This is a genomic window from Stenotrophomonas sp. YJH_SMC_48-3, assembly GCF_059369375.1.
On sequence record NZ_JCAFSQ010000016.1, the window covers coordinates 12179 to 23712 of the forward strand.

An 11534-nucleotide genomic window follows, 5' to 3' on the forward strand; every position below is an offset into this window, starting at 1 on the left:
GTGCACGCGGCCGGTGCCAGCCGATCCTACCGGGCCAGCCATGACCAGTACCGCGCAACTCACTTCGCCCTCTTCCGCCGACCTGCTCGACCGTGACTACACGCTCGACCACAAGTACACCCGCAACGAGGGGCGGATCTACCTGAGTGGCGTGCAGGCGCTGGTGCGGCTGCCGCTGATGCAGCGCCTGCGCGATGCCGCCGAAGGCATCGACAGCGCCGGCTTCGTCAGCGGCTATCGTGGCAGCCCGCTGGGTGGCTTCGACCTGGAACTGTGGCGCGCGCGCAAGCATCTTGAAGCGGCGAAGGTGAAGTTCACCCCGGGCCTGAACGAGGACCTGGGCGCCACCATGGTGTGGGGCACGCAGCAGACCAACCTGTTCCCCGGCGCCAACGTGCAGGGCGTGTTCGGCATGTGGTACGGCAAGGGCCCTGGCGTGGACCGCTGCGGCGACGTGTTCAAGCATGCCAATGCCGCCGGCACCTCGCGCTACGGCGGCGTGCTGGCGCTGGCCGCCGATGACCATGCCTGCCGCAGTTCGACCCTGCCGCACGGCAGCGAAGACGAATTCGTCAGCGCGATGATGCCGGTTCTCAACCCCGCCGGCGTGCAGGACATCCTCGACATGGGCCTGCTGGGCTGGGCGATGAGCCGTTACACCGGCCGCTGGGTCGGCTTCAAGACCATTGCCGAGACGGTGGAATCGTCGGCCTCGGTGCAGGTCGATCCGATGGCGCGCCGCATCGTGCTGCCGGAAGACTTCGAAATGCCCCCGGGTGGCCTCAACATCCGCTGGCCGGACCCGCCGCTGGACCAGGAGATGCGCCTGCACCGCTATGCGGTGAAGGCCGCACAGGCATTCGCCCGCGCCAACGGCATCGACAAGGTGGTGATGGACGCGCCGCGCGCGCGGCTGGGCATCGTCACCACCGGCAAGAGCTACCTGGACGTGCTGCAGGCGCTGGAATACCTTGGCCTGGATGAAGCCGCGTGCGCCGACATCGGCATCCGCGTGTACAAGGTCGGCATGACCTGGCCGCTGGAACCGCAGGGCATCGCGCGCTTCGCGCAGGGCCTGGAAGACATCATCGTGGTGGAGGAGAAGCGTGCCTTCATCGAGCGCCAGATGAAGGAACAGTTCTTCAACTGGCCGGCCAGCTGGGGCCAACGCCCGTCCATCGTCGGCAAGTACGACGAAAGCGGCGAATGGATCCTGCCGTCCACCGGTGAACTGACCCCGGCCACCATCGCCGGCGTGATCGGTCGCCGCATCCAGAGGTTCTTCAACAACGAGTCGATTGAGCAGCGCCTGCAGTGGATGCAGGAAAAGGAAGCCGAGCTTGCGTTGCCGCGCGCCAGCTTCCCGCGCGTGCCGCACTACTGCTCAGGCTGCCCGCACAACACCTCCACCCAGGTGCCGGAAGGTTCACGTGCGCTGGCCGGCATCGGTTGCCATTACATGGTTACCTGGATGGACCGCAGCACCGACACCTTCACCCACATGGGCGGCGAAGGCGTGACCTGGGCCGGGCAGGCGCCGTTCACCGACACCCCGCACGTGTTCCAGAACCTGGGCGACGGCACCTATTTCCACAGCGGCTCGCTGGCGATCCGCCAGGCGGTCGCCGCCGGCGTCAACATCACCTACAAGATCCTCTACAACGATGCGGTGGCGATGACCGGCGGCCAGCCGGTGGACGGCCCGCTGAGCGTGCCGGACATCGCAAAGCAGATGCGCGCCGAAGGCATCCACACCATCATGGTGCTGTCGGACAACATCGGCAAGTGGACCGGCCAGCGCGAACACTTCCCCAGCGACGTGGAGTTCCACGACCGCAGCGAACTGGAGGAGGTGCAGAAGCGCCTGCGCGAAGTGAAGGGTGTTTCGATCCTGATCTACGAACAGACCTGCGCCACCGAGAAGCGTCGCCGCCGCAAGCGCGGCAAGCTGGAAGATCCGCAGAAGCGGGTGCTGATCAATTCGCTGGTCTGCGAAGGCTGCGGCGACTGCGGCAAGAAGAGCTTCTGCGTGTCGGTGCTGCCGAAGGAAACCGAGTTCGGGCGCAAGCGCGAGATCGACCAGTCCAACTGCAACAAGGACTATTCCTGCGTGAACGGCTTCTGCCCGAGCTTCGTCACCGTGCACGGTGGCCAGCCGCGCAAGGGCAGCAAGCGCGATGCCTCCACGCTGCTGGACAACCTGCCGGCGCCGACGATCCGCGGCACGCTTGAGCAGCCCTGGAACATCCTGATCACCGGCGTCGGCGGTACCGGCGTGGTGACCATTGGCGCGCTGCTGGGCATGGCCGGCCACCTGGAGGGCAAGGGCGCGACCGTGCTCGACCAGACCGGCCTGGCGCAGAAGGGTGGCGCGGTGACCACGCACATCCGCATCGCACGCCGCCCGGATGACATCCACGCCGTGCGCATCGCCGCCGGTGAAGCCGACCTGGTGCTGGGCTGCGACATGGTGGTGGTCAACGACTACTGGGCGCTGTCGAAGGTGCGTGCCGGCCGTTCGCAGGTGGTGCTGAACACCTACGAAGCGATGCCGGGTACCTTCACCACCCGCCCGGACATGCAGTTCCCCGCCGCCGACATCATCGCCGGTGTGCGCGTGGCACTGGGCGGCCAGGAGCCGTTGCTGCTGGATGCCACCCAACTGGCCACCGCGCTGCTGGGCGATGCCATCGCCGCCAACCTGTTCATCCTCGGCTACGCCTGGCAGCAGGGCCTGGTGCCGCTGTCGTTCGAGTCGCTGATGCGCGCCATCGAGCTCAATGGCGCTGCGGTGGCCATGAACCAGCAGGCCTTCGCCTGGGGCCGCCTGGCTGCGGTCGATCCGCAGGCCGTGCAGCAGGCCGCCGGCCTGGTGCGCAACCGCCACACCGATACCGAATCCACCCCGGGCCCGCTGCATCCGCTGCCGCCGGGCGAATGGGAGGGCAACGAATGGGGCGCCACCGCTGCACCGCGCAACACCGGCGACGAACGCGAGCTGCGCGGCCTGCCCTCGCACGGTGGCGACGTGGCATTCCTGCCGCTGGACGACGCGCGCCTGTCGCGCTCGCTGGATGAAATGATCGAGCGCCGCGCCGCCTTCCTGGTCGAGTACCAGGATGCTGCCTACGCCACGCGTTACCGTGATCTGGTGGCACGCGTGCGCGCTACCGAAGCCGAGCGTATCGGCGGCTCCACCGCGTTGACCGAGACGGTGGCCCGCTACCTGTTCAAGCTGATGGCCTACAAGGACGAGTACGAAGTGGCCCGCCTGTACACCAGCGGCGACTTCCAGCGACGCCTGCAGCAGCAGTTCGAGGGCGACTATCAGCTGCGCTTCCACCTGGCGCCGCCGCTGTTCGCCAGGAAGGACGAGCAGGGCCGGTTGCTGAAGAAGGAATACGGCCCGTGGATGTTCAAGGCGTTTGGCTTGCTGGCGAAGCTGAAGTTCCTGCGTGGCGGCCGCTTCGACGTGTTCGGCCGCACCGAAGAGCGGCGCATGGAGCGCAAGCTGATCAGTGATTACGAGGCCACTGTGCAGGTGCTGCTGGATGGCCTGGATGACGACCGCCTGGCGCTGGCGGTGGAGATCGCCAGCATTCCCGAACACATCCGCGGCTTCGGCCACGTCAAGGAAGCGCATTTCGAGCAGGCCAAGGCGCGCGAAGCGGCCCTGCTGGCGCAGTGGCGCAATCCGAAGGCGCTGCATATCGTGCAGGTGGCTTGATGGTAGTGCCGGCCGCTGGCCGGCATTCATCCCGGCATTCATCCCGGCAATCGGTTGCCGGCCAGCGGCCGGCACTACCGATGGATTACCCCAGCCGCCACAGCAGCAGGCGATTGTTGGCCGGCATTGCCACATCGCCCAACCGGGTGAATCCGTTGTCGGTCGCCAGCGCCTGCACCGCTTCGCTGTCGCGGATGCCGCTGCGCGGATCACGTGCCTTCAGCCAGGCATCGAACTGCGCATTGCTGTCGCTGGTGTAGCGGCCACCGTAGTTGAACGGGCCATACACCGCCAGGAGCGCACCGTGGCGCAACAGGGGCGGCAGCGCCGCGAACAATGACTGGACGTGTGCCCAGCTCATGATGTGCAGGGTGTTGGCGCTGAATGCGGCATCGAACGTACTGCCCGGTGCCAGGTTCAGGCCGGGCGCTGGCGGCAGTTCCACCTGCAGCGCTACCGGCGGCAGCAGATTCAGCAATGCCGTTTCGGCACGCCATGCCTCGATGCCTGGCAGGTGGTCCGGATGATCACTGGGCTGCCAGCGCAGCCAGGGCCAGCGCTCGGCAAAGAAGGCCGCATGCTGGCCGGTGCCGCTGCCGATCTCCAGCACCCGGTGGCGGTCGCCCATCCACGGGTCGAGCGCGGCGGCGATGGGTTCGCGGTTGCGTTCGCAGGCTTCTGAATACGGCTTGCTCGACATCAGGACGGGGTCCAGGCGGGGTCGGCCCCATTGTGCACGAGGGGGTGTTGCTCGGCAGGGCGGCGCCCTGCACCCGCCGAAGCAACGGCAACAGCAACAGCGGGCTTCCTGTGGGATTGCGGGGTGGGTCCGGTTGCGGGGGACGCCGTAAATCCGTCCATGGAGGCTCGGTCGCCGCATCCATGCGGCTCACGCCCCCGCAACCGGACCCACCCCGCCTTCGACGGTTTCCTGCGGTCTGTTGGAACGGCTCTTGGGGTCAGATCCGTTTTCCACAGGAAAACGGATCTGACCCCGGATACATTTCGATATCTGACAGATTGTGTCGACCAAGGTCGACACCCACCAACAGCACACGAAATCTGTCGAAGGTGGGGCGGTGTCGGAGTGCGGGGTGTCAGCCGCATGGGCCCGAGGCATGCCTCGGGCGGGTTGGGCAGGACGCCCAATTCCGGTCTTGCCGTGTGCGCAGGAAAGCGCACACGAGCAAGCGGCTGCCAAGCCTCCATGGACAGATTCACGGCGTCCCCGCAATCCGACACCGCCCCACCCACCCACGGAATGCCCGCTTTTGACGTTGACGTTGCCCTGGCTTGAAGCAGGTGCAGGGCTGCAAGCCCTGCCGAAACCCTCCCAACCATGACTGCAGTCACTTGCCCGCACGCGCCGCGCTGGCGAAAGTCGAGAAGTTGACGTGATCGGCTCGACCCATTGTCGGCCGCACGCAAGCGAGAGAGAGAAACGCTGTGCAACGACGTGAGTTCCTGGCTTTTTCCGGTCTGGGCCTGGCGGGCCTGCTGCTGCCGCATTCCCGTGCCATCGCCGCCGAGCAGTTGCTGGCCCCGGTCGACACCGCCCAGCGCAGGCGCCTGGCCGAGGTCGCGCTGGCCGCCGCACGCACCGCCAAGGCCAGCTACTGCGATGTCCGCATCGGCCGCTATCTCAACCAGTCGGTCATCACCCGCGAACACCAGGTCGGCAATGTGACCAACCGCGAATCATCCGGTGTGGGCGTGCGGGTGATCGTCAACGGCGCGTGGGGCTTCGCTGCAACCCATCAGCAGACCGAGGCCGCCGTGCGCGCCGCGGTCGAGCAGGCAGCGGCAATCGCCCGCGCCAATGCCGGCATCCAGACCCGGCCGGTACAGCTGGCGCCGACGCCGTCGGTCGGCGAAGTGCGCTGGCAGACGCCAGTGCGGAAGAACGCCATGGCGGTGCCGATCCAGGACAAGGTCGAACTGCTGCTGGCGCTCAACGCCGCCGCGCTGGATGCGGGCGCCGACTACATCAACTCCACGTTGTTCCTGGTCAACGAACAGAAGTACTTCGCCTCCAGCGACGGCTCGTTCATCGACCAGGACATTCACCGCATCTGGCTGCCGTTTACCGCCACCGCCATCGACAAGGCCAGCGGCAGGTTCCGTACCCGCGCCGGCCTCTCCTCGCCGATGGGCATGGGCTACGAGTTCCTCGATGGCGATGCGCGTGGGAAGGTCCAGCTGCCCGGCGGCATCACCGCCTACCGCGATTCCTACGACCCGGTCGAAGACGCCATCGCCGCCGCCCGCCACGCGCGCGAGAAACTGAAGGCGCCGTCGGTGAAGCCGGGCAAGTACGACCTGGTGCTGGACCCGTCCAACCTGTTCCTGACCATCCACGAGAACGTCGGCCACCCGTTGGAGCTGGACCGCGTGCTCGGCTACGAGGCCAACTACGCCGGCACCAGCTTCGCCACGCTGGACAAGCGCGATGCCGGCTTCCGCTGGGGCAGCGACATCGTCACTTTCTTCGCCGACAAGACCCAGCCGGGCAGCCTCGGCGCCGTCGGCTACGACGATGAAGGGGTGAAGACGCAGCGCTGGGACCTCGTACGCGACGGTATCCTGGTTGACTACCAGGCCACCCGCGACGAGGCCCATATCCTCGGCCGCGATGCATCGCACGGCTGCAGCTACGCCGATTCCTGGTCCAGCGTGCAGTTCCAGCGCATGGCCAATGTCTCGCTGGCACCGGGCAAGCAGCCGCTCAGTGTCGAGGACATGATCAAGAACGTGGAAAACGGCATCTGGATCCACGGCCGCGGTTCGTATTCGATCGACCAGCAGCGCTACAACGCGCAGTTCGGCGGCCAGCTGTACTACCAGATCAAGGACGGGAAGATTGCCGGCATGGTTGAGGATGCGGCCTACCAGATCCGCACGCCGGAATTCTGGAATGCCTGCACCGCCATCTGCGATGAACGCGACTTCCGCCTGGGCGGTTCGTTCTTCGACGGCAAGGGCCAGCCCGGCCAGGTCTCGGCGGTCTCGCACGGTTCGTCCACCACCCGCTTCAACGGCATCAACATCATCAACACCGCGCGCAGTCTCGGCGCATGAGCCACCCATCCTTCGACGTGGAGAGCAGCCTTGCAAAGACGTGACTTCCTGGCCCTGACCGGGCTTACCGCGGGCGGGCTGATCGTGCCCTCCTTCTTCGGCAAGGTGATCGCCGCCGAGCAGCTGCAGTCCAGCCTGGACCCGGCGCTGAAGAAGCGCCTGGCTGACGCTGCGTTGCAGGCCGCACGCAGCGCCGGCGCCACCTACTGCGACGTGCGCATCGGCCGCTACCTGCGGCAGTTCGTGATCACCCGCGAAGACAAGGTGCAGAACGTGGTGAACACCGAGTCCACCGGCGTGGGCATCCGCGTGATCGTCAACGGCGCCTGGGGCTTTGCCGCCACCAATGCGCTGGGTACCGCCGATGTGGCCAGGGCGGCGCAGCAGGCCGCGGCGATCGCCAAGGCCAATGCTGGCGTGCAGACCGCGCCGGTGCAGCTGGCCAAGGCGCCGGGTGTGGGTGAGGTGAGCTGGCGCACGCCGATCCGCAAGAATGCGATGGAGGTGCCGATCAAGGAAAAGGTCGATCTGCTGCTGGACGTCAACGCCGCGGCGATGGGCGCCGGCGCCAGCTTCGTCAATTCGATGCTGTTCCTGGTGAACGAGCAGAAGTACTTCGCCTCCACCGACGGCTCCTACATCGACCAGGACGTGCACCGCATCTGGGCGCCGATGACGGTCACCGCCATCGACAAGTCCAGCGGCAAGTTCCGCACCCGCGAGGGCCTGTCCTCGCCGATGGGGCTGGGCTACGAGTACCTCGATGGCGCCGCCGCCGGCAAGGTGCACAGCCCCAATGGCGTGGTCAACTACAGCACCTCCTACGACATGAAGGAGGACGCCGTCGCCGCCGCCAGGCAGGCGCAGGAAAAGCTGAAGGCACCGTCGGTGAAGCCGGGCAAGTACGATCTGGTGCTCGACCCGTCACACACCTGGCTGACCATCCACGAGTCGATCGGCCACCCGCTGGAGCTGGACCGTGTGCTCGGCTACGAAGCCAACTACGCCGGCACCAGCTTCGCCACCCTGGACAAGCGCGAGCAGCAGTTCCAGTACGGCAGCGAGCTGGTCAACATCTTCGCCGACAAGACCCAGCCGGGCAGCCTGGGCGCGGTGGCGTACGACGATGAAGGCGTGAAGTGCAAGCGCTGGGACCTGATCAGCAACGGCAAGCTGGTGGATTACCAGACCATCCGCGACCAGGCCCACATCCTCGGCAAGAGCGAGTCCGACGGCTGCTGCTATGCAGACTCGTGGTCCAGCGTGCAGTTCCAGCGCATGGCCAACGTGTCGATGGCACCGGGCAAGAAGCCGCTGAGCGTGCCCGACCTGATCAAGGACGTGGAGAACGGCATCTACATCATCGGTGACGGTTCGTTCTCGATCGACCAGCAGCGCTACAACGCGCAGTTCGGCGGCCAGCTGTTCTACGAGATCAAGAACGGCCAGATCACCCGCATGCTGGAAGACGTGGCCTACCAGATCCGCACGCCGGAGTTCTGGAATGCCTGCACCGCCGTGGCCGACGAGCGCGACTACCGCCTGGGCGGTTCGTTCTTCGACGGCAAGGGCCAGCCGGGCCAGGTCTCGGCGGTCTCGCACGGTTCGTCCACCGCGCGCTTCAACGGCATCAACGTCATCAACACCGCACGCAGCCTCGGCTGATCGGTCAGGAGCCCTTACACCATGAGTATCTTCACCGAAGCCCAGGCCAAGGCCATCCTCGACAAGGTCATCGCCCTGTCCAAGGCCGACGAGTGCACCGCCGTGCTGTCCGGCGCGATCAGCGGCAACATCCGTTTCGCGCTGAACAATGTCTCCACCAGCGGCATCGTCGACAACACCGAGCTGGCGGTCACCGTCGCCTTCGGCAAGCGCGTCGGCACCGCCTCGATCAACGAGTTCGACGATGCCGCGCTGGAACGCGTGGTGCGCCGTGCTGAAGACCTGGCGCGCCTGGCCCCGGAGAACCCGGAGTTCATGCCGGCCATCGGCAAGCAGAGCTACCGTCCCAGCCCGACCTTCAGCGAATCCACCGCCGCGATCGATCCGGCCTTCCGCGCGAAGGTCGCCGCCGATTCGATCGCCCCGTGCCGTGGCAACGGGCTCATTGCCGCCGGCTTCCTCGAGGACGGCCAGGGCTTCCAGGCGACCGCCAACAGCAACGGCAACTTCGCCTACCAGCGCACCACCAACTTCGATTACACCTGCACCGTGCGTACCGAAGATGGCCGCGGTTCGGGTTGGGTCGGCCGCAACTTGAAGGATGCCGCCGACTTCAAGGCCGACCAGGACATCCGCATCGCCATGCGCAAGGCCACCGAATCGGCCGAAGCCAAGGCGCTGGAACCGGGCAAGTACACGGTGATCCTGGAGCCGGCCGCAGCGGCAGGCCTGATCAGCTTCATGATGAACTTCTTCAGCGCACGCTCGGCCGATGAAGGCCGCAGCTTCCTGTCAAAAAAGGGTGGCGGCAACAAGCTGGGCGAGCAGGTCTACGACCCGCGCGTGACCATGATCGCCGACCCGTGGCATCCGGAGGCGCCGGTGCTGCCGTGGGACAACGAAGGCCTGCCGCGCGAACGCATGGCGATCATCGAGAACGGCAGGATCGCCAACCTGGACTACTCGCGTTTCTGGGCGCAGAAGCAGGGCAAGACCGCCAAGGCCTCGCCGGGCAACCTGCTGATGAGTGGTGGCGACAAGAGCACCGCCGAGCTGGTACGCGGCACCCAGAAGGGCATCCTGGTCACGCGTACCTGGTACATCCGCATGGTCGACCCGCAGACCGTGCTGCTGACCGGCCTGACCCGCGACGGCACCTTCTACATCGAGAACGGCCAGATCAAGCACCCGGTGAAGAACTTCCGCTTCAACGAGTCGCCGGTGATCATGCTCAACAACATCGAAGAGCTGGGCAGGCCGGTGCGCGTGGCCGGTGATGAGTCCAGCTTCGTGATGATGATCCCGCCGATGAAGCTGCGCGATTTCACCTTCACCTCGCTGTCCGACGCGGTCTGATGGATCGCCGGGCCTGCCTGCGCTGGTTGGCTGCTGCCGCTTCGGCGGCGGCGCTGCCGGCCTGGGCACAGGCAGGCCCGCGCAGTTCGCGCTACGACTTCTGGTTCACCCGCCTGCAGTACGACTCCGGTGATTGGGACGTGGACGCGCGCATGCCGTCCAACCTGATCACCTCGCTGATCGACTACACCTCGCTGCGCGTGGACCCGCAGGAGCACGTGGTGGCACTGGCCGACCCGCGCATGCTGGAAGCGCCGTTCTGCTACCTGGCCGGCCACACGCTGGTGGAGTTCAATGGCGCCGAGCGGCAGAACTTCGTGCGCTATGTGCGCAATGGCGGCTTCGTCTTCGTGGACGACTACAACCACGACATCGATGGCCTGTTCGCCACCTCGTTCGAGGCGCAGATGGGTCGCCTGTTCGGCCCGAAGGCACTGCAGAAGCTGCCCAACAGCCACCCGCTGTACCGCAGCTTCTTCCGCTTCCCCGACGGCCCGCCCGCCACCAGTTTCGAACTCAACGGCTGGGGCGACGACCTGGTGCACGACTACCTGAAGGGCATCGAGGTCGATGGCCGCCTGGGGCTGCTCTACAGCAACAAGGACTACGGCTGCGAGTGGGACTACGACTGGCGCAACAAGCGTTTCCTGGCCGAAGACAACACCCGCTTCGGCGTCAACATCGTGATGTACGCGTTGAACAACTGATAGGACCTGCACGCCCATGACCTCCCCCGACCTCGATTCCCTGCTGCCGCGCCTGGATGCGCTGCGCGCCGCGCTTGCACGCGCAGTGGTGGGCCAGAACACCGTGGTCGAGCAGCTGCTGATCGGCCTGCTTGCCGGCGGCCACTGCCTGCTGGAAGGCGCGCCCGGGCTCGGCAAGACCCTGCTGGTGCGCTCGCTCGGGCAGGCGCTGGAGCTGCAGTTCCGGCGCGTGCAGTTCACCCCCGACCTGATGCCCAGCGACATCCTCGGCACCGAGCTGCTGGAAGAAGACCACGGCACCGGCCATCGCCATTTCCGCTTCCAGCAGGGCCCGATCTTCACCCACCTGCTGCTGGCCGACGAACTCAACCGTACCCCGCCCAAGACCCAGGCCGCACTGCTGGAAGCGATGCAGGAGCGCACGGTCAGCTACGCCGGCACCACCTACGCGCTGCCCGCGCCGTTCTTCGTGCTGGCCACGCAGAACCCGATCGAGCAGGCCGGCACCTACCCGCTGCCGGAGGCACAGCTGGACCGCTTCCTGCTGCACGTGCTGGTGGATTACCCCAGCGAAGACGAGGAGCGGCAGATCCTGGAACAGACCACCGGCGGTACCACCGACGCGGTGCCGAAGGTGATGGATGCCGAAGCGGTGACCGCACTGCAGGCGGCCGTGCGCCAGGTGCATGTCAGCCCCGATGTGCTGGCCTGGATCACCCGCCTGGTGCGTGCCAGCCGGCCGGGCGAAGGCGCACCGGCAGCGATCAACCAGTGGGTGAAGTGGGGCGCCGGTCCGCGCGCCGGCCAGTCGCTGGTGCTCGCGGCAAAAGCGCGCGCACTGCTGCAGGGCCGCTTCGCCGCCACCCGCGAGGATGTGCAGGTACTGGCCGCACCGGTGATGCGCCATCGCCTGCTGCTGTCGTTCGCCGCCGAAGCCGAGCAGAAGCGTGCCGACGACGTGGTCGCCGCCCTGCTGCAGGCCGTGCCGTTCCCGGGTTGAG

At 66.6% G+C, this 11534-nt stretch carries 7 protein-coding genes; 6 read left to right on the plus strand and 1 reads right to left on the minus strand.

Annotated elements, in window-relative coordinates; genetic code table 11:
* The first annotated feature begins 40 nt into the window (after positions 1-40).
* Complete coding sequence (locus AC5P65_RS19430; RefSeq protein ID WP_111099342.1) at positions 41-3727, plus strand: indolepyruvate ferredoxin oxidoreductase family protein; 3687 nt, start codon at positions 41-43, stop codon at positions 3725-3727.
* 85 nt (positions 3728-3812) lie between these two features.
* Here the strand turns inward: AC5P65_RS19430 and AC5P65_RS19435 are convergent, their stop codons facing one another.
* Positions 3813-4427: a DUF938 domain-containing protein gene (locus AC5P65_RS19435; protein WP_021203731.1), complete on the minus strand. Its 615-nt coding sequence runs from the start codon at positions 4425-4427 to the stop codon at positions 3813-3815.
* Positions 4428-5173: 746 nt separating this feature from the next.
* Here AC5P65_RS19435 and AC5P65_RS19440 point away from each other — a divergent pair.
* The 5 genes from AC5P65_RS19440 to AC5P65_RS19460 are packed head-to-tail and all read left to right on the plus strand — an operon-like array spanning position 5174 to position 11533.
* The gene (locus AC5P65_RS19440; protein WP_167692751.1) at positions 5174-6805 is read left to right on the plus strand and encodes a TldD/PmbA family protein; all 1632 of its coding nucleotides are present in this window, start codon (positions 5174-5176) and stop codon (positions 6803-6805) included.
* A gap of 30 nt (positions 6806-6835) precedes the next feature.
* Complete coding sequence (locus AC5P65_RS19445) at positions 6836-8470, plus strand: TldD/PmbA family protein (RefSeq protein ID WP_021203292.1); 1635 nt, start codon at positions 6836-6838, stop codon at positions 8468-8470.
* A gap of 21 nt (positions 8471-8491) precedes the next feature.
* A complete protein-coding gene (locus AC5P65_RS19450; protein ID WP_019661955.1) occupies positions 8492-9826 on the plus strand; it encodes a TldD/PmbA family protein in 1335 nt (444 codons plus the stop codon).
* On the plus strand, positions 9826-10533 hold the full coding sequence (locus tag AC5P65_RS19455) for a DUF4159 domain-containing protein (protein ID WP_495215800.1): 708 nt from the start codon (positions 9826-9828) through the stop codon (positions 10531-10533). The genes AC5P65_RS19450 and AC5P65_RS19455 overlap by 1 nt, the downstream gene beginning before the upstream one ends.
* 16 nt (positions 10534-10549) lie before the next feature.
* The gene (locus AC5P65_RS19460) at positions 10550-11533 is read left to right on the plus strand and encodes an AAA family ATPase (RefSeq protein ID WP_019661957.1); all 984 of its coding nucleotides are present in this window, start codon (positions 10550-10552) and stop codon (positions 11531-11533) included.
* Position 11534: the final 1 nt, after the last annotated feature.

Bases quoted from the DNA above. Each gene is read 5' to 3' on its own strand.
- AC5P65_RS19430 (WP_111099342.1), top strand. From the start codon at position 41: ATGACCAGTACCGCGCAACTCACTTCGCCCTCTTCCGCCGACCTGCTC.
- AC5P65_RS19435 (WP_021203731.1), bottom strand. From the start codon at position 4,427: ATGTCGAGCAAGCCGTATTCAGAAGCCTGCGAACGCAACCGCGAACCC.
- AC5P65_RS19450 (WP_019661955.1), top strand. From the start codon at position 8,492: ATGAGTATCTTCACCGAAGCCCAGGCCAAGGCCATCCTCGACAAGGTC.
- AC5P65_RS19455 (WP_495215800.1), top strand. From the start codon at position 9,826: ATGGATCGCCGGGCCTGCCTGCGCTGGTTGGCTGCTGCCGCTTCGGCG.
- AC5P65_RS19460 (WP_019661957.1), top strand. From the start codon at position 10,550: ATGACCTCCCCCGACCTCGATTCCCTGCTGCCGCGCCTGGATGCGCTG.